Consider the following 21,000-nt stretch of genomic DNA (forward strand, 5'->3'; position numbering starts at 1 on the left):
CCAGTGCTGAAAGGTTACTATGACCTCAGCCCACGGCGTAGCTGTGAGCACCGGTCCCGGCATAACCACCGCCGGCTATGATGAGATACTCGTCCCGGATCGGCCGACCATCAAACCAACATTCGAGGATCTCTCGGGTACCGGCTGCATAGCGCGCCTGGGCAGACAGGCTCGTTCCCGAGGTATGGGGCGTCATCCCGTTGTGCGGCATACTCCGCCAGGGGTGATCAGCGGGCGCAGGCTGCGGATACCAAGTATCACCGGCATAGCCGGCAAGGTGCCCGCTCTCGAGCGCCGCCACAAGAGCTTCATGATCGATCAGCTTGCCGCGCGCATTGTTCACAATGTACGAACCACGCTTCATACCCGCGAAGAAGTCCGCATCGAACATCGTGTCCGTTGCGGGCGTCAGCGGCGTATGGATCGAAACCACATCGCAGGCCGCAGCCAGAGCCTGTGCCGAGGGATGATAGGTCAGCGCCAGCTCCTTCTCGACATCAGCAGGCAGGCGATGGAAGTCGAAATAGTGAAGGCCTACATCGAAGGGCTTCATCCGGCGCAGCACCGCCAGACCGATACGACCGGCTGCGATGACGCCGACCTGCATCCCCTCCACGTCATACGAGCGCGAGACGGCCTCCGAGATGTTCCAGCCTCCCGCGCGCACGATGTCGTGCTGGGGGATGTAATCCCGCACCAGGCTCAGGATCATCATCACCGTATGCTCAGCCACACTGATGGAATTTGAGAATGTCACCTCGGCAACGGTCAGGCCGTGGTCGGCGGCGGCCTTGAGATCAACGTGATCCGATCCGATGCCGGCCGTGATCGCCAGTTTCAGCTTGGGCGCCTTCTCCATGCGCTCACGCGTGATATAGGCAGGCCAGAAGGGCTGAGAGATCACCACATCCGCATCGACGAGCTCGCGATCGAGTTGGGAGTCCGGTCCTTCCTTGTCCGAAATAACAACCAAGGTGTGACCGGCGGCCTCCAGGAAGCGCCTCAGGCCCAATTCGCCCGTCACGTCGCCCAGAAGCTCGCCCGGGGTAAAGTCGATCGCCTTTGGGTTGGGCGCAGTCTGACCGTTGGGATAGGTAGCGATGGTCGGGATGGTGTCCCGCGCATAGCTGGTCGGATGGCCCGACACCGGATCAGGGTAAAGTACGCATACGATCTTGGCCATGTCATCATCTCCATTCGCAAAGAAATTGCGAATGGCATTTTTAGGAACGACCGCCACAATCAGCAGACATACGTTGGGATACACAAACCTTTGTATGTGTTATTCAATTTTATGGCAGGTCTATCATTGAAACAACGAGCTGGTCGTTGCACATGAATGCCAGGGATGCCCAAATTGGCATGGCCTTCCGCGTGAGCATAGCCCTGTGACCTACCCGAGTGAATGCATACCGTGGTAGGATGTTCTTGCCCCTATCCGAGCGTCTAGCAGTGTCGCTGTGGGGGGCTAAAAACCTGAAACAGGCTCGTCTGCTTCCTCATGGCCAGAGAGAAAGGCTCACGCCCCTCATCCCGAGCTGCCTGCGGCAGCCCGGCCAGACTCACGCCTTGAGGCACTCGGATTTTAGCGATGGCAGGGGAACTGAAACTCTTCGGTCCTGCGTGGGCCAGCAGCATGATCGCAGCGACCGCTGCTTCCGCTTGCCTCGTAACATGGCGCCTTTACGCCAATGGGCATCCAGCAGCACTCCCCGCAGCCGTCGCTATCGCAGGTGTGCTGACACCCGGTGTTCTGTTCAACCGCCAATCTGCGCTGCGCAAAGCCAGGGAGGAACTGGCTTCAAGCCGAGCCGATCTCCAGATTGTATCAGATTCTGTACCTCAGGTGCTCTGGCAGGGGCTTCCGGACGGAAGGGTAACTTTCATGAACCTGCGTTGGACCGAGATCACCGGTGCCAGCGTTGAGGAGGGCCTCGCAGATGACGGTTGGGCATGGCAGAACTGGTTTCATCCCGATGATCGCCAGGGCCTTCTCGACGATTGGGCTCGCGCGCGTATCTCAGGTGAGCGCTTCGACTCCTACCGCCGCCTTCTCCACACTGACGGCACCTATCGATGGCTCCAGGTGACGGCCCGCCCGGTCCGTAACTTCAACGGCGAGATCATCCGCTGGTATGGCGTATCCACCGATATCCACGACGAGATGCAGACCAAATTAAGCGTTCGTGCCCTCAACCAGACCCTCGAGCAGCGCGTCGAGGAGCGCGCTCAGGAGCTGGCCATAAGCGAGCGACGGTATCGGTCCATGTTCGAGCAGTCTCATGTCAGCATGGTTGAGCAAGACATAAACGACCTCGCCTCGGCATTGGCAGAGCTTAAGGCGCAGCACGGGGATCGGCTCGGAGCACACCTCGAATCCGACCCCGACCTTGTCCGCCACCTGATCAGCCTCATCCGTATTATCGATGTCAATCAGGCAGCTGCCCGCCTTTACCGGATCGACAGACAGGCTGTGCTTGCAGGCCGGCGCCCAGGCATCGCTGAAGCGCAGCCCTTTGCCGAAGTCCTTTTGGCCATCGCAAACAAACGGGCTGACGGATGGCAAAAGATCGTCCCCCTCATCGCGGGGGATGGCGGAGTCATCCATGTAATATGCGGTGTGACAGTCATGGATGAAAGGCCTGGTCAGTGCCGCGCCCTTTCCGTCATGATCGATGTGACTGATCGAGAACACACGCGGGAGCTGCTCCTCGAAGCGCGAGAGGAGCTGTCCCGCGCCAACCGCGCCCTGACGGCGGGGGCGCTGTCTGTCTCTCTGGCCCATGACCTTGGCCAGCCCATCAGCGCGATTGCCATGGATGCGGCCATTGGTGGGAGATCGCTGTCTCGCACGCCTCCAGATGTGAGTATGGCTGGGAAAGCCCTCGATCGAGTGGCCTCGAGTGCCCGGCGCGCGGGTGAACTGCTGCACCGTACCCGCGATCAGTTGGCCAGACGGGATCGAGCGGTGAATGTTATCGATCTCACTGAAATCGTCAGGACCAGCATCTCCCTGCTGGAGCATGAGGCGCGGCTGCAGGACACCAAGATCGGATTGACCACTGACAGTGAGACGGCCCCTGTCGTTGCGGATCGGATCGAGCTCCAACAGGTCATTATCAATCTGTTGCTGAACGCCCTGCAAGCCGACCGCGCTTCGCCTGCCAATGAGCGGCGTGTAGAAGTGCTTATCGTCACATCCGAAAGCGCCATCACCCGGACCGAAGTCCAAGACAGCGGCAGTGGATACCCCCAGGAGGACGAGCATCGGCTGTTCGAGCCACTCTATTCGACCAAGCCCGGAAGTATCGGCATGGGGCTCGCGATCTGTCGGACGATTATCGAGGGGTTTGGCGGGAAGCTGACAGCCCGAAACAATCCGGATCGAGGCGCGACCTTCACGTTCACCCTCCCCGCATCCAGCGAACGAACTATGCCCTAGGCCTGAATACGCCATTTCACCTTACCCGACCAATGTCATGAAAACGAATGAGAAAGGAAGCCTGACATGTCATTCCAAGCCATCCTCGCCCACAAACTGGAAGATGGAACCGTCGAAGCATCCATCGAGACGCTCGACGAAAGCATTCTGCAAGAGGGCGACGTCACGATCGACGTGGAATGGTCCGATGTGAACTATAAGGACGCCATCGCACTCTATACCCCGCAGATCATCCAGACCTCGCCGCTCATCCCTGGAATCGATTTTGCCGGAACCGTGTCGGGCTCGAGCGACCCCCGCTTCAGCGTCGGCGACAAGGTCGTCGCAACAGGATGGGCCCTGAGCCAAACTCATCATGGTGGCTTTTCCCAAAAGGCACGCGTCAAAGGCGACTGGCTGGTCAAGCTGCCGGAGGCGATCAGCACGCGCGACGCGATGGCCATCGGCACCGCCGGCTTCACCGCCATGCTGAGCGTACTGGCGCTTGAGCATGGCGGCATCACCCCTGAGCGCGGCGCAATTCTGGTTACGGGCGCCTCGGGCGGCGTCGGGTCAGTAGCGGTCGCCATCCTGGCCAAACTCGGTTACCGGGTTATTGCCTCGACCGGCAAAGCTGACGAGGCCGAGTATCTCACGAATCTGGGCGCCGCCGATATCATCGACCGCGCATCACTCTCCGAACCTGCCGCGCCGATTGCGGCAGAGCGCTGGGCTGGTGCCATCGATACGGTGGGCGGCCAGACCTTGGCGAATGTCCTGGCGCAAACCTCTTATCGCGGTGTGGTGACAAACTGCGGGTTTGTCGGTGGACGAGAGCTCCCCGGTAGCGTTCTGCCTTTCATCCTGCGCAATGTGACCCTGGCCGGCATTGACTCGGTCAATGCCCCGCAACAGGTGCGCGAAGAGGCTTGGGCACGTCTCGCCCGTGATCTCGCCCCCAGCATTCTCGCTTCGACGGTCAGCGAAGTTGGGCTTGCGGAGGTTCAGGGCGTTGTGGGCAAGATGCTCAAGGGCCTGATCCGTGGGCGAACACTGGTCGACGTCAATCGCTGAGGGCTGGCTCAGAACCTGCCTCAGATGAATAAAGGTCCCCGGCACCGAAGACCGCTCAAACGAGCCGAATCTGCGGTTGCCGGGGCCCCAGGCTTACAATTCAAATGAGCAAACGCCGACTTCGCCCTGCCAGGCTTGAGGCTCCAGTCAGAGTGCGCAGGAGAGCGGGCCTGCGTCCAGAAATGTTGCTGGCAGTGCGAATTGCAGGTTTGCACCGCCAAGGGCGGAGTCGTTAGAGGCCAAAATGTGACCATCGTGAAATTCAAAAATTGCCTTGCAGTTCGGCAGGCCGAACGTTTGCTGCTGCGAGCTTCTCGCGATGCTACGCTTGAAAATATCATCGATTTGGCCAGGTTCAAAACCCTTGCCACTATCGGCAATCATGCAAACGACGCTACCTTCGGCATCCATCATTTCGATCTGGATCCGCCGATCCGTACCTCCTGACGCCGCAATCGCTTCAATGGCGTTCAAGAGGATATTCGCAATGGCTTGCTCGATGCGGAATTGGTCGACGCGCACCTCATGCGGACTGGTCGAATCCCTCAGTTCGAGGACGATCCTTTGGGACTTGGCCCGGCTCTCGACGATTCGGACCGCTTCATGGACCATATGGGGCACGCTCGCCGTGGCGAAGATAGCCTCGCCTGTATCCCCGAACTGCCTCACCCGGTTGATGATGTCTCCAGCCCGCATCGCCTGATTAACGCTTAATTCAAGGCAAGCACGGGCTGAAGCAATATCAGGGGGTGTTTTCGCCAACCAGCGCAGGCCGGACTGGCCGCCAGTGGCAATTGCCGATATGGGCTGGCTCATTTCATGGGCAAACATGTCAAACGCGTCCCCCAAAAAGGAAGTCCGCGACGCGCGCGCATACTGATCGCTTATCCGATGACGCTCGGCCTCGGCCTTGAGGCGCGGACCGATGTCAATGATGCCGGCCAATGTGCTCCGGCGGCGGCCATCCTGATAGCGGATACAGGTCAAAAGCACATCTCGGGTCACGCCATCGAGCCCAACCAACTGAGTTTCCTGTTCCACCTTCTCGCTCAGCAGACCCGCGACCATAATTTTACGATAGCTGTCTGGTCGTTTCTCAAACGCGAAAGCTACTGGGCGGCCGATCAATTCACTCGCGTTCTTGGCACCGAGTATCTCAACGCACTTGGGATTGACTTCCTCAAAAAAATTCAGTTCCGCAACGCGCTGAACAATCTCGGGATTCTCAATAAGGATCTTCTCAAAATCAACGCGGTCGTTGATGCCGAGCGAAGCATAGTAGGGCCCAATCTGATCGCTGTTCACACTGCACAGCGCGATAGGCATCTCACGAAACATTGCCCGGAACTGCTCACGGACCCGCGCTTCCGACCCATCACCTTCCGCCTTGCGTGAAGCCTCTAGTATGTGGGCCAGTCGACCGTCGCTGCCATAGACTGCACTGAGGCGCGCTTCGACCAGCACAGCCTCCGCATCAGAGGTACGCCGCTCGACACAGGCATTCCACACAGCTGGTGCCGCTCGCTGCGGAAATTGCTGTGGCGGATGGGTCTGCAGAAGGCTGTCGACGCAGGCACCAAGAGCATGAGACCGCTGGTAGCCATAAAGCCTGGTCGCGGCTTCATTCCATGCAATGATCCGGCCGTCTGCGTCTCGAATTATCATAGCTTCGGATGCGACGTCGAGCATCGCCTCCAACGGGCAGATGTCATCGGGCACGGACACCCCTCCCCCAGCGCATCCTTATCATCGAATCACAATCGCACTTCATCGGCTGCTGAAACCCAATCACGCCCTGCCAGCCCAGCCCCCGCAAACTGGACGAAGATTATATCGCCTCTGGCAACCAGGTGCGCCCCATAACAAGGTATCGGGTGGTCGAATTCCTTTTTGAAGATGGCTTCCAGGCCCGCGCTTTCCGGAGCGCCGAGCTCGTCCAGCCAAGCCACCATCCCATACTTTGGCGTGGCATCCCCCTTCCCTAGCATAGTGGCAGGTGAGCCGTGATTTTGTCACGCATGTCGCCGATATTTCACAGGTGCTCCATGCCATTGACCTTCAAGACTGCCACCCTTCAGGATGCTCAAGCCATTCTCAGCGCGGCCATTTCTACTGCCGAGGCCGTGGGTGTTAAGGCGGCCATTGTCATCCTGGATGCCACCGGCGACATCCTGCTTGCTGCCCGTATGGATGGGGCCTGGGCGGGGGCCTTTGATCTCGCGCTGGCCAAGGCGAATGTCTCACGAGGTTTCGCGGCACCGAGCGGGTACTTTGCGCCATTGGTACAACCCGGAGCCCCTCTTTACGGCGTTGGTTCTGTCCAGTCCGGCAAATATCTCCCGCTTCCCGGCGGAATGCCTGTCACGTCCCCCGACGGCCTTTTGGGCGCCATTGGCGTGAGCGGCGGCACCCCTGACCAGGACACGGCAATCGCACAGGCAGGCGCTGCCACCCTCGCAGCCGGATGACCGTCCCTTGACCGCCAGCGATGTCAATAAGGTCTCGAACACTCTCCCGCTTGGCCGCAACTGCCTGCTGGTCGTGGCGCATCCTCGCCTTGACCGCAGTGCCGTCAACGCCCCCCTGGTGGAAACGGCCCAAGCGTCTGGCCTCATAGAGATCCATGACCTCTATGAGACATACCCTGACTACCAGATCGATATCGCCTCCGAACAGGCACGACTCTTAAGCCACGAGGTGATTGGGCTCCAATTCCCCCTGTTTTGGTACTCCATCCCGGCCCTCCTGAAAGAATGGTTTGACCTCGTCTGGCTTCACGGCTTTGCCTATGGTGGCACCTCGCCCAAGCTGTCCGGGAAAAGGCTCTTTTGCGCCGTTTCCACAGGGGGCGATTCAGCCAGCTATGCGCCAGGCGGCCATAATGGCTACTCCGTGGAAGAATTCCTCCGCCCCCTCGAGCGAACAGCAGCTCTGTGTCGCATGGAATGGCTACCGCCCCACATCCTCCACGATGCTCCGCAATTACGGGGGCCTCGTCTGGCCGAAGCACGCGAAGGATATCGAACCTACCTCAATTCCGCGCTGGAGCGGCATCACGCATGAGCACCGATGACATCCTGCTCAGGACTTTCGCCTACCTCCTCGCCGCCGTCGTTGCCGCCCCCCTCGCCAAGAGGTTGGGGCTTGGCGCCGTACTCGGGTACATCCTGGCAGGCGCAATCATAGGCCCAGGAATCCTCTCCTTGACCGGGGATATCAGCGAAGTTCACCACGTCGCCGAATTCGGGGTGGTCATCCTGCTCTTTGTGATTGGGCTGGAGGTAAGGCCCGCAACGCTATGGCGGATGAAGTCCATCATCTTCGGCCTCGGTGTTGCCCAGATGGCCAGCGTCTCATTGGTGGTCACGCTCGTCGGGCTCGCCATTGGACTTGATTTTGCTTCAGCCTGGACAACCTCGTTGATCCTGGCGATGAGTTCGACGGCGCTTGTGATGGCCACGCTGGAGGAAAAGGGCCAGCAAGCTGGACCGGTTGGCCGAGCATGCTTCGGAGTCTTGCTGTTCCAGGATCTCTCGATCATTCCCCTTTTCCTGATCGTCCCCATGCTGGCCATCCAGGGGCACGCTGCTGCAAGCCACGACCAGACAGGATGGCATAGTGCGCCCATGATGCTGGGCGCCTTGATTGCGGTGATCGCAGGCGCCCGCTTCGCCGTGCGCCCCCTGTTCAAATTTATTGCCGCGACCAGATCACGAGAGATATTCACGGCCGCCGCCCTCCTCCTGATTGTAGGGGTGGCTGCTTTGATGACGATGGTTGGCCTATCCCCGGCACTGGGAGCCTTTGTGGCGGGCGTCGTCGTGGGCGAATCTGAATTCCGGCGGGAAATCGAGAGCGATATCGAACCCTTCCGTGGCCTGCTGCTCGGCCTCTTTTTCATCACGGTTGGGGCCGGCCTGGACCTGTCATTGCTGCGTTCCGAAGCGATCGCCGTGGTAGCGATCGCACTGAGCTTCATGGCCGCAAAAGCCGCCACGATGTACGTCGTATCGACCGCTTTCCGCTTCCCGCGGATAGAGGCCCTGATGCTGGCGGTGCTGCTCTGTCAGGGTGGAGAGTTCGCCTTCGTCTTCGTCAGCTTTGCCGGGCAATTATCCATCCTCCCTGAACATCTGGCTCGCCTGCTTCCTGCCGCCGTTGCCGTTTCGATGCTCCTCTCGCCACTCGCCCTGATCCTGCTCGATCACGCAATCCGCCACCTGACGCGCGAGAGCCCCCCCACTCCCGATCCTGATGCACAATTCGAGCAAGGCGCGGATGTCATCGTCGCGGGGTTTGGCCGGTTTGGACAGATCGCGGGGCGCCTGCTCCAGGCCAACGGTCATCGCTTGTCGATTATGGATACCAGCCTAAGGCAGATCGATGTCCTTCGCCGCTTTAACCAGCGGGTCAATTTCGGAGACGCGACCAGGCTTGATCTTCTTCGTGCGGCCGGAGCGGAAGAGGCAAGGCTGCTGATCGTCGCGATCGACGATCGGGAACAGGCCATCAAGCTGGTCGAGACGGCACGCCACTCGTTCCCTCATCTCGGTATCCTCGCCCGCGCATGGGACCGGCGGCACGCCTATAACCTCATCGAAGCGGGCGCCGATCATATCGAGATCGAGACCTACGAATCCAGCCTGCTGCTCGGCCGTGAGGCACTCGTCAGGCTTGGACATCGTGCGCACAGGGCTCACCGCTCCGCCAGCCTCTTCCGCATGCATGACAAGGCGCTCTTCCGCCGCAACCGGCCGGGCAAGCCGGATGAGCCCGGATTTATCCAGGCAACCCTTTCGGCAGTTGAAGCCCTCGCCGCCCTTCTGGAGGGGGACCGAGAACGCGAGCGCCAACATAGCGGCCATGACAGAGAATGGAGCGCAAGCGAGCTGTATCGGGAACTCGCCGAAGCAGCTGATCATTCCGCCAGACCTTGAACCACCCCCACAGAATTTCAGGAAACCAGAATGAATATCACCCGTCGCAACATCCTTGCGTCATCTGCTGTTGCAAGCGCCGCCTTGCTCGGCCGAGTGCCTGCGCTAGCCAACTCCAGTCCCGCAATCTCATCCGATGTCGGCGTGCAATGGGTCACGCTGTCCAATGGGCACCGCGTCTGGACGCAAAAGCTCGGAAAGGGCCCAAAGAAGGTCCTGCTGCTGCACGGAGGGCCGGGCTTCAGCCATGATTACATGGATTGCTTTTCCGATTTCCTGCCGCAGGCGGGTTATGAGATGTATTTCTACGACCAGCTCGGCTGTGGCAAGTCAGACCGTCCCGAGGACACCAGCCTTTGGACCCTGCCTCGATATCTCGAAGAGGTCGAGGAGGTACGGCAAGCCCTTGGGCTCGACCGCTTCATCCTTGTGGGCCACAGTTGGGGCGGTATCCTGGGCATCGAGTATGCCTTGAAATACGGCGCCCACCTCGAAGGTTTCGTCCTGTCGAGTATGACCGCTAGTTTCGCAGATTTTGCCGCATACACCGAAACCCTGAAGGGCACGCTGCCCCCAGCGATCCGGGATCAGCTCGCTACGCTTGAGAAAGCAGGCAAAGCCGACAGTGACGAGTACGGCAGCATTCTCCAGAGGGAGCTCTACACGCGCTATATCTGTCGCCTTTCGCCCTGGCCGTCGGGACTGCAACACAGCTTTGATGTGGCAAACGGGACGATCTACAACCAGATGCAGGGCCCCAATGAGTTTGTGATCACAGGTAACCTAAAGGGATGGGACCGCTGGTCCGACCTGCCGCGTATCACTACGCCTACTCTCGTCATGGGCGCCCGCTATGATGAAATGAACCCAAAAAGCATTGAACGAGAGGCCAATCTTATTCCTCACGCTCAACTGTTCATGAGCGAAAATGGCAGCCATTTGGCAATGTGGGACGACCAGAAAAACTATTTTCACGCACTCCTCGCCTTTCTTCATGGCTTATAAAAGCGAGGATAAGCAAGAGTAAAACTAAATTGGCCATCGCCTGCCCTCCAAGCTATCCCGAGAGCCCAGATGATGGCAGATAAGTCGTGGTCTCCGGAAATTCTTCTGTGGATGGCTCCCGCGTTGCAAGCACTTTTTGAAACTCTGGCGTGGGTCGGGTGCAGTCGTCTGTCCGGCCTGTTGATGCAGTCGTTTCGGACTGCTGGCCCTGATGGGGTCCGAAAAACAAGGTTCCTATCGGCTTCGCAGGCTGTTGCGCCTGAGACTTTCCACGGGCTGCCCTTGCTCCCGGCCTGACCGGTGTCGCCATCATTTCCCTTTGCGCTCACAACTTCGATTGGCTGATGGCATCACATCAGCCAGATTGCGTGTTCATGCGGCCAATGCTGGCGCATGATTTGATCGATAGACTTCGCCGCGTACCATGACGGCCCAGGCGATCCGCGCCATCTTGTTGGCCATGGCGACGCTGGCCACTCGGGCTGATTTTCTGGCCAGCATCCCCACCAGGAATGGTTGAACCGTTTCTGGACTGTACTTCGCGCGACGGATCAAGGAGGTCGCCCCGATGACGAGCAACTGCCGCAGATATTTATCGCCCATTTTGGTGATCCGGCCCAGGCGCTCTTTGCCACCGCTCGATTTCTGACGCGGGGTCAGGCCAAGCCAAGCGGCAAACTGCCGCCCAGAGCTGAACTGACAAGGATCCGCGACCGAAGCTGCTAACGCGGTCGCACAGATGGGATCGATACCCGGGATCGTGGCCAGGCGGCGCGCCATATCATCGCTACGCCTGAGGGCCTCTAGCTGAAGATCAAGTTCGTGAAGCTGTGCGTGAAGCTTGAGCACCACTTCGCACAGCATGCCGATCACCTGTGCTGCGTGGGCCGGCAGGTCAATCGTCGCCTCGCCGTCGTCGACGATCTGTTGCGCCATTTGTAGCGCCCGACCAAGGCCGACGGGAATGGATATGCCAAATTCCGCCAACTGGCTGCGCATCATATTGACCAACTGCGTACGCTGACCGGTCAACAGTCGACGCACCCGGTGAAGGGACAGTGTCGCTTGCTGTTCACGCGATTTGACTGCCACGAACCGCATCGTTGGACGTGTTACCGCCTCGCAGATGGCTTCGGCATCGGCGGCATCGTTCTTGCCGCGCTTCACGTACGGTTTGACGTAGCAAGGGGGCATCAGCCGCACTTCATGGCCAAGCTTTTGCAGCTCCCGAGCCCAATGATGCGATGTGCCGCAAGCCTCGGTGCCAACAAGACATGGCGATAGCTTGGCAAAGAAAGGCAACATTTGCGCTCGACGCAGTGTCTTACGCAAGACGACCGTGCCCTCCTTGTTGACACCGTGAACCTGGAAAACATTTTTGGCCAGATCGAGGCCGATCGTGCTAATTTCCATGGCGGATGGCTCCATTGCTCGGGTTTGCCTGATAGCAACCCATCTTGGCACTCAGATGCCGTGAGCGGGAGCCATCCACCTCATCCGCTTCAAAAGTGCATGTGTCCATTCCGGCCCTTCGTTCAGGCTCTGCTTGGATTGGGCAGCGTTGGCGGCACGCAGTAACCCGAAGCTTCTATCTGCCCAACGGAGGCATAGATCAGAGCCACAAGGAAAAGAGAAAGAGAGACACCTGGTCCCATGGGAAAATGATGCACCTATCGTAAGTGGGGCGCGGCCCCGGCATACTTGCTCTCGCAGTCGAACATTAATCTATAGCGACGCCGTGAGATTCAGCGCGCCATAAGCCGTAGTACCCTTCGCCGTGGCATTGGGGGCGGACTCCAGAAAGCGCCCTTTTGCAAGCAGCACCCCATCTATCTCAAAACGAAGCTTTGCCGGGCGCACCCACCAGCGAAAGCGTCCATCGAACTGGTGACCGGCAAAGGCCCCTGATCGACCGCTCGCATCGCGAACACCAGTCGTTGAAAAGCTGTCGGTGTGCGATGCCAGCCACATCGCGTGGTATGTCACGAAGGCGTCCCATCGCTTTGGGGGCGCGATCTCGATCCGCAGCCCTGGCGTGGAGATGTTCGCGCGGCCAACGGCATTATAAAGGCCGGCGGGGGCAAGATCAGCGCGGCGCATGCCGTAAAGCGTATCGAACCGGCGATAGGTCCCGGGCGATCCGTCGCCGCTGGCTCGATCATATTGAACTGACACCCGTGCCTTCCAACGACTGGGAAATGTATAACCGCCGGCTGCATGCACAAACCACGCTGACACCGGCAGGGTTGCTGCCCCGGGTGCCGTGGAAGCGCTCACGGTTCCCGACTGGTAGAAAGCCTCGACCTCGCCGTCTAATTTGCCGATGGCCGGGTCACGAATGAGGCGGCCGCCGTAGGTGTCGAGCGAGCGGTCCCGCGTCGGGCGGCCCGGTGTGTCCCGCTCGCCCAGGTGATAGAAGCTGGCCTCCACGGTTACGGGCCCGATGGCCTTCGCCTTGGCGATCAGTCCGCCCCACAACACGAGGTCGAAGCCTTCGTGATCGAATCCGACGGCGTTGCTGCGCAAGGCTGCCAGATCGTCGGGGCGACGCTGCTGAGGCAAAACATAGATGGCCGTCGCGGTGATGCCGCTCTGGCTGGAAAGATCGGCCCGCAGGCCGGTGTAGCCATTGGTGGTGTTACGGTATTCGTCGGCTCCCACGAGCCGGCGTGAGCCCAGATTGAGGGTAAAGCGGCCGGCCTGAACTGCGAGCTTGGTGGCTCCAATGGCAGCTTTCGCGCCCACGAAGGCCTGGACCATCTCCAGCGTATTGACCTCGCCCGTGGTGATGGGGGAGCCCTTGTTTCCGCCATACACCCGGCTGTCCCATAGTTCTCCGCCAACGGCAAAGGGGCCGGACTGATATTTGGCAAAAATGGTGGTGCGCAGGTTCACCAGGTCATCGTCCTGATTGTATCCGACGCGAGGCTGATTGGTGATCGCTTCGTACCGCAAGCGCACAGTGCCCGACAGGTCGAAACCTTCGCCGTCGCCAGCCAAAGCCGGCGTAGCCCATGTGGCCAATCCCATGCATATCAGACCCCTGAGCATCAGCATCCCCCCGGCACTGCTGTTTGTCTATCAATGCCATAGAGATTCGTCGTGTCGGCGTCGTGAAAGTTTATCTACTTCAGGGGTTAGCTCCAGAAGGGTGACCAGGCTCGCCACCCACCGCAAAGATGCAGCGATAGCAAGCCTGGATCATTCGCTCGGTCATAAAACGGATCAGGCGCGCGCCCCCTGTTACTGACCCGCTGGTGCGGAGAGGCCCAGCGTGCGCCCCTCAAACCCGGCAGCGTCGAGATAGCGCACAGAACCAACCGTTTGATACCGCAGGGTGGTCTTCAGGCCACCCGCCGCCGCTTCGGACGAAAGCACCCCCTGAGTGGATTTTGGCATGGGCTGGCCCGGCATTGCCTCGAGAATGACCCGTCCCATATGCTTGCCCGAGGGTGCTGGCGAAAGATGCAGCAAGTGGAGGAGTGTCCTGCCGACGTCCGCATTGCTCACAGGCGCCTGATCCACAAACCCGCGCCGGAAGTCGGGCCCGATCGCTGCGGTGAAGTTCAGCGTGTCTCCGCGCCCGAAACTGCCATGCATGCCTTGGCCCTGCTGCAGTGTCGTATCGCCGACCTCGACCATGCAGTTGGTGGGAATGGCACAACCACTGGTGAACGTGCGGAAGTTGACCACGATCGATGGCACCGGTGTGACTGCGCTGCCGGTCAGATTGATTGCCGAAAGGGGCAAGGTGCCGGCGATCGCTCCGAGCCGGTCATCGACGAAAATGCCGCTAACGTAATCCTGCGCGAGCAGAGCTTCCACAACGCGTGCGGCCAACGCCCGATCGTTGCCAGGCACATAGATGAGGTCCGACCCTCCATTTGCCGCCACGACAAGCTCGGGATGCTCGGCTGTGGCGCCCAACAATGCGTTGCCCTTGCTCGGATGCGTGCCAGCAGGCACCGGAGTGTCGTTTGTCTCGGGGTCAAACATGACCATGCCAAGCGCGGATGCAAGATCCATCGCTAAGAAACCGGGCGGGAGCATATCCTTGGGCACATCGGCATAGCTGCCACGGGCCGCCGGGCTGCTCGCGCTTTGCCGCGAGATCGTCGAGAAACCATGATCGGAGGTGACGATGATGTCGGTGGTGTCGGCCAGCCCGAGCTGTTTCAAAGCCGTTCGCAGCTTGGCCAGATCGCCATCGGCATTACGAATTGCCGCCATGGTCGAGGCGCCGTTGATGCCGGGGGTTATGGTGTTGAGGCTGTCGCCCTGATTATGCTGGGTCCCGTCGGGATCACGCGACCAGAAGACCATCGCGAAGGGGGCATGGCGTGCCTTGAGCATGGGCAGAGCCACGCGCGTCGCAACATCGACGAAAAAGTCCTGCTGGACCGTGTTGGGCGACAAGGTGCCAGGCGTGGTGGCCGTGCCCGATTGTCCGTTGGCGCCCCGGCTCGGGGTCGCCGTCGGCAGGCCTGCCGCACGCAGAGCTGATTGGACGTGCGGCGATAGGGGAATGGCCCCCTCGTGACCGGTGGTGTCATCAACAATGATCGACGAGAGACCATCACGCGCCCTATGATCCTGGATCAGAACAGGCCCAAGCTTGCCGATGGCGGCAGTGCCATAGCCTGCTCGACGCGCCGCTTCAAGAACCGTGATTTCGTTCAGGTAATTGCCGCCAAAGGTCTGGTCCATTTCCCCCAGAACGGGGTCGCTCTCCAGAAACGGGGTCACGCTTCCGTTGGCCGTGGCAATCCGCTTTGCCGTATAGATCGTGTTGCTGAAATCGCCGGTATCACCGAGTTGATGCCCGGTCGCCAGGGCAGAAGCGTTGGCCGTGGTGAAGGTAGGAAACACCGAATGGCTGTTCGGAAAGAACACGCCTTCATTGCGCAGCCTATCGAGCTCAGGAGCCGTATCCTGGTCGACAATCTTGCCGCGCAGACCGTCCACCACGAAAAGGATGACGTTATGGGGGCTCTTGGCCGCAGGATGCGGCGCAGATCGTGCATCCGCGTTGCCCGCTGTGGCCATCATGGTGGCTGTCATAAGGCCCAACAGGCCAATCTTTGTCATGCCCACTGCATATCTCCGGGAGGTAGGGGTCTGAAGAAGCTGGATTTTAGAACGGTAAGGCAGCCGGAGTTCTCGCGACGCATCGGCCAGAGCTGAAGCTTTGTCTTAGCCGGGAATTTCGAGCCAGCCTTTATCAAGTTGAATGTATCGGTCTAATCTGCATCATCGCCCGTAGCTCTTCACGCAATCTGGGATCGGCCATCTAATAAACTGATGTTCGCCCCGCAACTTGCAAATATGCAATGAATTGTGGATACTTAAAAATGCAATATATTGGATCTAACTGTAATAATGCGGCCTTTCGTGTGTAACGAAATGTTTCTAGGAACCCCTCATCCACCAAGAGGGGGCTCTTCATGTCATTTTCAAGCGTTTCTGCGCGCCGTTTATTGTGCGCGACTTCCATGTGCGCCGGTCTTATTGCTGCTCCCGCTTATGCGGCTGAACCAGAGCCGGTTGCCGCAGCGCCTGTCCAGGAACAGGACGCCCGGGGAGCTCTCGCCGAGATCGTGGTGACCGCGCAGAAGCGCGAGGAAAATCTCCAGAAGACGCCGATCTCCATCTCGGTACTTAAGCCGACAGACATCGCGAACCGCCACATCCAGTCGCTGCTCGACCTGCAGGATGGCTCGATCCCCAGCCTGCGCGTGCTGCCCTTTTCGGGCCGCAACTTCAGCCTGGTGCTCAACATTCGCGGCGTCGGCGTGCTGGGCGATTCCAACCAGCCCGCGCGCGATGCCGGTGTCGGCGTCTACATCGACGGCGTCTATCTGGGCCGCCCGCAGGGGCTGAACGGCGCGCTCTACGATCTGGAGAGCATCGAGGTGCTCAAGGGCCCGCAGGGTACGCTCTTCGGCCGCAACACCGAGGGCGGCGCGCTCAACATCGTCAGTAAGAAGCCCAGCGGCAAGTTCGGTCTCTCCGTCACAGCGGGCGCGGGCAACTATGGCAGCTACGAGACCGAGGCGCATCTCGACCTGCCCGAGTGGCACAATTTCAGCGTCAAGGTCGACGGGCTCATCACCTCGCGCGACGGCACGGTGCGCAACACAATGCCAGCCCAATCGGACTTCAACGGCTATTATCGTCGTGGCATCCGCACGCAGCTCAAGTGGCAGCCCACGCCCGATGTCACGGCGCTCTATGCTTATGACAACATCTACGATTCCTCGACGGTCGGCTATGAGCAGCGCCTCACGGTGGGCACGGCTTTCGTGCCCACCGCCGCGCTCCAGCCCAACCGTACCGATCAGGTGGCCTTCGGCATCCCTCTCCAGCCCAGCATCGGCAAGCAGAACGGCCATATGCTGACCGTGACCTGGCAGGCCAAGCCCCATCTCACAATCAAGTCGATCTCCTCCTATCGCGAGCTGAGCCAGTCGCAGTATGACGGTGGCGGCATGGCGGGTGGCAATTACGTCACGACGGCGGCGCCCAATGGGCTGTCGCAGCATGACAACGTGTCGGACCGCTACAGCCTCGCCAATTTCCAGCAGTATCAATACAGCCAGGAACTGCAGGCGATCGGCGACATCGGTCGCGTCAAGTTCGTGGTCGGCGGCCTTGCCTATCATGAGCATGTCCGCGATCAGGCCCAGGCCTTCAACACTGGCTATTTCAACAGCGCCGGCCAGTGGATCGTCGAACTGCCCGGCACCAACAATCTGATGAACACCAACGGGCAGACCGGCGTCACCAATGTCGTGGACCCGCTCAACCCCTATGTCGGCGTGGACCGCGCCAGCATCGCCAAGACCACCAGCTACGGCATCTTCGGCCAGGCCACCTGGAACCCGGCGTTGCTGGAGGACCGCCTGCACCTGACCGGCGGCCTGCGCTGGACCGACGACAAGAAGTCCGGCACGCTGCTGCTCACAAACAATTTCGCTCCGGTGAACTCAAACGGCACCTTTGCCCCGATCAGTTTCAAGGCGGAGTGGAAGCGCGTCGATCCGATGGTCAACCTCGCCGTCGATCTGGCCCGCGACATTCAGGCTTATGGCAAGTGGAGCACGGGTTACAAATCGGGCGGCGCCAACTCGCGGTCGCTCAACTATCGAGCCTTCGATCCTGAATCGATCTCGATTTTCGAGGTGGGCCTCAAGAGCGAATTCTTCGACCACCACGCCCGCTTCAACATCGCTGGCTATACCGGCATCTACAAGAACCAGCAGGTCGATTTCAGCGTCCCCTATTTCTGCTACAGCGGATCGGGCGCGGTGATCGCCTGTCCGGGCGCCGCCGTCACCACCCGGACCACCACGAACACTTACAATACGCCGCAAAACGGCCGGGTCAGCGGCATCGAGACCGAACTGACGCTGGCGCCCATCCGGGGCCTGACGGTGGGCGGTTCCTACACCTATGCCTATGTCCGCGTGGGTGCGGCGGTGGACCCCTTCTGCGAACCGCTGGCCACGGGCGGCTGCGCTGTCGATCCCACCCCGCGCCCACAGCAGCCGGTGAACACCCCCAAGCATAGCGCCTCGGGCCAGATCGACTATGAGACCCCATTCTATGGAATGACCTTGCGCGGCCACTTCGACGGTGCCTGGGACTCTGGCTATTATGGCAGCAGCACGCCCAATGCCGTTGGCGTGCTCAATCCGCGCAGCCAGCCCGGCGCCGTGTTCAACACGCGCATTTCGCTGGGTGATATCGAGCTTGCGGGCTCGGGCGCGAAGATGACCCTGTCTTTCTGGGTGCGCAACCTGTTCAACGAGCAGCATGTGGTCAACCGGACATACTCAACGGGAACCGGCTATTACGGCTATTTCAATGACCCGCGCACGTTTGGCGGGCAGGTGAACATCCGCTTCTGATAAACCCCACCCCCTGGCTGCGACGCCGATCCGAAGGATAGATGATGCGTTTTTCCCTTCCTCTGCTCCTTTTGGTCGCGGCGCAGCCAGCCCTTGCCCGGGCGCCGATGCCGGTTCCGATCGCGGCACCCAACACCCCGCATGAGCCCGTGCTGCCCTTGCAGGGCGGGCGCAATTTCCGTGACCTTGGCGGCTATCGCGCCGCCGATGGCCGGATGGTGAAGTGAGGCCTGCTGTTCCGCTCAGGTTCGATGGACGGGCTGACGGCAGCCGATTATCGCACGCTGGAGGCCAGGGGCATCCGCGTGGTGTGCGATTTCCGCGATACGCAGGAACGTGCGGGCGAACCGGTGGCATGGCCAGAGCCCGGCGCCCCGCGCGTGCTGAGCGACGATTACGAACTCGACCGGCACTTCTTCCCGCCCGGCGATTCCAAGAGCTGGACGGCCGAGCAGGCGCGCGTGGCGATGGCCGCATCCTATCCGCGCATGCTGGTGCAGTTCAACGGCCAGTATCGCCGCATGTTCTCCGAATTGCTGGCGGGGCATGCGCCGCTCGCCTTCAACTGCACGGCGGGCAAGGACCGCACCGGCCTCGCCGCCGCACTGCTGCTCACCGCTCTGGGTGTGCCGCGCGCCACGGTGATCGAGGATTATTTGCTCACCAACCGCACCCTCGATGCGCGCAGCCTGAGCAAAGGCTCGGCCTCGCCTGCCACCCCCCTGGCCAGCATGTCGCCCGATGCCGCAAAGATGCTGGTTGCGGCCGATCGCAGCTACATCGATGCTGCCTTCAAGGTGATCGACACGCATGCGGGCGGAGCGGAGGCCTATCTCCGCGATGAGCTGGGCCTTTCTCGCGGGGACATCGTCAAACTGCGTAGGCTTTATCTGTCCTGAAGGCAGCTTGTTTGAGGCATGGGAAGAACGCCAGCCGCTTGACAATTTCTCTAGTCCTCCGATTGACTTTCTCCGCAGCTAGCAGAGAGTTTAGAGATGTTGATCGACTCTCGGGGTATGGGCGATGTCAGACGTTCTTTCGGGCAATGCGCTTCATCGTCGCTCCATGCTGGGCGTGCTGGCGGGCGCCGCCGCATCGCCTCTGCTGGGCAAAGAGGCGCAGGTGACGCTGCCGTTCGACAATGGTGAAAGGCCGCTGGTTCGCCTGCCGCAGAAACGCCCGCTGATCGCGCTCACCACCCGGCCGCCGCAGGTCGAAACGCCTTTTGCCGTCTTCAACCAAGGCCCCATCACCCCAAATGACGCGTTTTTCGTGCGCTATCATCTTTCTGGCCTGCCCGATGTCATCGATCCCACAAGCTATCGGCTTACCCTCGGCGGCGCGGTCGAGCGTCCACTCTCGCTCTCGCTCGCCCAGTTGAAGCGGGACTTCCCCGTCCATGAAATCATTGCCGTCAACCAGTGCAGCGGCAACAGCCGGGGCTTTACAAACCCCCGCGTGGCAGGCGGGCAACTTGGCAATGGCGCAATGGGCAATGCCCGCTGGCGCGGCGTGCCGCTACGCGTGCTGCTTGACCGCGCTGGAGTGAAAGCGGGCGCACAGCAAATCGCCTTCAACGGGCTGGACACCCCGCCGGTCGACACGGTTCCCGATTTCGTCAAGGCGCTCGACATCGACCACGCCCGCGAGGAGGATGTGCTGCTGGCCTGGGCGATGAATGGCGAGGATATGCCCTATCTCAACGGCTATCCGCTGCGGCTGGTGGTGCCCGGCTGGTATGGTACCTATTGGGTCAAGCATTTGAGCGAGATCACCGTACTCGACCAGCCTTTCGACGGCTATTGGATGAAGACCGCCTATCGCATCCCAGATACGCCCGATGGCAGCGTGCCGGCGGGGACCAAGCCAGTTTCCACACGCCCGATCAGCCGGCTCAACGTCCGCTCCTTCCTTACCAGCCATGCCGAGGGCGCGCGCCTTGCAGCGGGGCGCACGACTTTGCTGCGCGGCATCGCCTTCAGCGGTGGAGAAGGGATCGCCCATGTCCTCGTCTCGACCGACAATGGCGTCAACTGGAGCGAGGCCCGCCTTGGGGAGGATCTGGGGCGTTATTCCTTCCGCGAATGGCAATTGGCAGTGACGCTGTCTGCGGGGCGCCACGCAATCCGCGTTCGGGCCAGCACGCCCAGGCGAGAAACGCAGCCGCTTCAGCCCTTGTGGAACCCGCCGGGCTATATGCGCAATGTCGTCGAAACGGTGCGGGTGGAGGCGGCTTGATGGCGCGCGGTTTTGCTCTGCTCTTCGCCTGCGTACTGTCATTGGCGTCCGCTCAGGGCAGCGCCAGCTCCGGCGCGCCCGCGCGCCCTGTGCACTATGTGCCGCGCGCCGATCCCTTGCCCGCCGCGCTGTCCGATGGCGAGGGGCAGGTCGTGGCCGCAAATTGCTCCGCCTGCCATTCGCTCGATTACATCACGACGCAGCCGCGCGGGAAGGGTATACAGTTCTGGCGGGACGAGGTGACGAAGATGGTCAGCGTCTACAAGGCCCCTATTGCCCCGGCCGATTCGGAGGCCGTCGCAGCCACGCTGGGGCGCAAGTTTGGCGGCGCTGGCTGAAACAGGCAGTTTGATCATCTGGCGAGACTAGGCGATGTGGGCAAAGGGCTACCCAAATGCGATCTGGTACCAAGGAG

The 21,000-nt window shown here is 60.6% G+C and carries 14 protein-coding genes and 1 pseudogene; 10 read left to right on the plus strand and 5 right to left on the minus strand.

All coding sequences use genetic code 11. From position 1 onward, the window contains the following. Positions 1 to 25: 25 nt before the first annotated feature. On the minus strand, positions 26 to 1,183 hold the full coding sequence (locus tag ABDW49_RS27590) for an NAD-dependent formate dehydrogenase (protein WP_343617055.1): 1,158 nt from the start codon (positions 1,181 to 1,183) through the stop codon (positions 26 to 28). Positions 1,184 to 1,636: 453 nt separating this feature from the next. Between ABDW49_RS27590 and ABDW49_RS27595 the strand changes: the two genes are divergently transcribed. Both ABDW49_RS27595 and ABDW49_RS27600 read left to right on the plus strand, forming a co-directional pair. Beyond that, positions 1,637 to 3,442 (plus strand): ATP-binding protein, encoded by a 1,806-nt coding sequence (locus ABDW49_RS27595; RefSeq protein ID WP_343617422.1) that lies wholly within the window; start codon positions 1,637 to 1,639, stop codon positions 3,440 to 3,442. A 66-nt stretch (positions 3,443 to 3,508) separates the two neighbouring features. After that, positions 3,509 to 4,495 carry an MDR family oxidoreductase gene (locus ABDW49_RS27600; protein WP_343617057.1) on the plus strand — a complete coding sequence of 329 codons (987 nt, stop codon included), beginning with the start codon at positions 3,509 to 3,511 and terminating at the stop codon, positions 4,493 to 4,495. Positions 4,496 to 4,642: 147 nt separating this feature from the next. Here the strand turns inward: ABDW49_RS27600 and ABDW49_RS27605 are convergent, their stop codons facing one another. Continuing rightward, entirely contained in the window at positions 4,643 to 6,214 is a 1,572-nt protein-coding gene (locus ABDW49_RS27605; protein WP_343617060.1) for a PAS domain-containing sensor histidine kinase, read from the minus strand. A 326-nt stretch (positions 6,215 to 6,540) separates the two neighbouring features. Here ABDW49_RS27605 and ABDW49_RS27610 point away from each other — a divergent pair, with 326 nt between their 5' ends. Genes ABDW49_RS27610 through ABDW49_RS27625 form a run of 4 tightly spaced genes read left to right on the plus strand, consistent with a single transcriptional unit; the run spans position 6,541 to position 10,437 of the window. Continuing rightward, positions 6,541 to 6,963 carry a heme-binding protein gene (locus ABDW49_RS27610; RefSeq protein WP_343617062.1) on the plus strand — a complete coding sequence of 141 codons (423 nt, stop codon included), beginning with the start codon at positions 6,541 to 6,543 and terminating at the stop codon, positions 6,961 to 6,963. A gap of 7 nt (positions 6,964 to 6,970) precedes the next feature. After that, the gene (locus ABDW49_RS27615) at positions 6,971 to 7,558 is read left to right on the plus strand and encodes an NAD(P)H-dependent oxidoreductase (protein WP_343617064.1); all 588 of its coding nucleotides are present in this window, start codon (positions 6,971 to 6,973) and stop codon (positions 7,556 to 7,558) included. Further along, positions 7,555 to 9,432, plus strand: coding sequence for a cation:proton antiporter (locus ABDW49_RS27620; RefSeq protein ID WP_343617065.1), 1,878 nt, complete (start codon positions 7,555 to 7,557; stop codon positions 9,430 to 9,432). Before ABDW49_RS27615 ends, ABDW49_RS27620 begins: the two co-directional genes overlap by 4 nt. 30 nt (positions 9,433 to 9,462) lie before the next feature. After that, entirely contained in the window at positions 9,463 to 10,437 is a 975-nt protein-coding gene (locus ABDW49_RS27625; protein WP_343617066.1) for a proline iminopeptidase-family hydrolase, read from the plus strand. A 372-nt stretch (positions 10,438 to 10,809) separates the two neighbouring features. Here ABDW49_RS27625 and ABDW49_RS27630 read toward each other — a convergent pair whose 3' ends face one another. The 3 genes from ABDW49_RS27630 to ABDW49_RS27640 form a co-directional block, all read right to left on the minus strand. Continuing rightward, a complete protein-coding gene (locus ABDW49_RS27630; RefSeq protein ID WP_343617068.1) occupies positions 10,810 to 11,850 on the minus strand; it encodes an IS110 family transposase in 1,041 nt (346 codons plus the stop codon). Positions 11,851 to 12,162: 312 nt separating this feature from the next. Further along, positions 12,163 to 13,467 (minus strand): alginate export family protein, encoded by a 1,305-nt coding sequence (locus tag ABDW49_RS27635; RefSeq protein WP_343617070.1) that lies wholly within the window; start codon positions 13,465 to 13,467, stop codon positions 12,163 to 12,165. Between the two features lie 213 nt (positions 13,468 to 13,680). Further along, positions 13,681 to 15,525: an alkaline phosphatase family protein gene (locus tag ABDW49_RS27640; protein WP_343617071.1), complete on the minus strand. Its 1,845-nt coding sequence runs from the start codon at positions 15,523 to 15,525 to the stop codon at positions 13,681 to 13,683. A gap of 512 nt (positions 15,526 to 16,037) precedes the next feature. On the opposite strand from ABDW49_RS27640, the gene ABDW49_RS27645 reads away from it, so the two are divergent. The 4 genes and pseudogenes from ABDW49_RS27645 to ABDW49_RS27660 all read left to right on the plus strand — a co-directional run bounded on the left by ABDW49_RS27645 (position 16,038) and on the right by ABDW49_RS27660 (position 20,923). Beyond that, positions 16,038 to 18,347, plus strand: a complete 2,310-nt coding sequence (locus tag ABDW49_RS27645) for a TonB-dependent receptor plug domain-containing protein (RefSeq protein WP_343617073.1) — start codon at positions 16,038 to 16,040, stop codon at positions 18,345 to 18,347. 107 nt (positions 18,348 to 18,454) lie between these two features. After that, positions 18,455 to 19,246, plus strand: a pseudogene (locus tag ABDW49_RS27650) (tyrosine-protein phosphatase). A 124-nt stretch (positions 19,247 to 19,370) separates the two neighbouring features. Beyond that, positions 19,371 to 20,585 (plus strand): molybdopterin-dependent oxidoreductase, encoded by a 1,215-nt coding sequence (locus ABDW49_RS27655; RefSeq protein WP_343617077.1) that lies wholly within the window; start codon positions 19,371 to 19,373, stop codon positions 20,583 to 20,585. Then, entirely contained in the window at positions 20,585 to 20,923 is a 339-nt protein-coding gene (locus tag ABDW49_RS27660; RefSeq protein ID WP_343617079.1) for a cytochrome C, read from the plus strand. Before ABDW49_RS27655 ends, ABDW49_RS27660 begins: the two co-directional genes overlap by 1 nt. The last annotated feature ends 77 nt before the right edge of the window (positions 20,924 to 21,000 follow it).

The sequence above is a fragment of the Novosphingobium sp. genome (assembly GCF_039595395.1).
Classification (GTDB): Bacteria; Pseudomonadota; Alphaproteobacteria; order Sphingomonadales; family Sphingomonadaceae; genus Novosphingobium.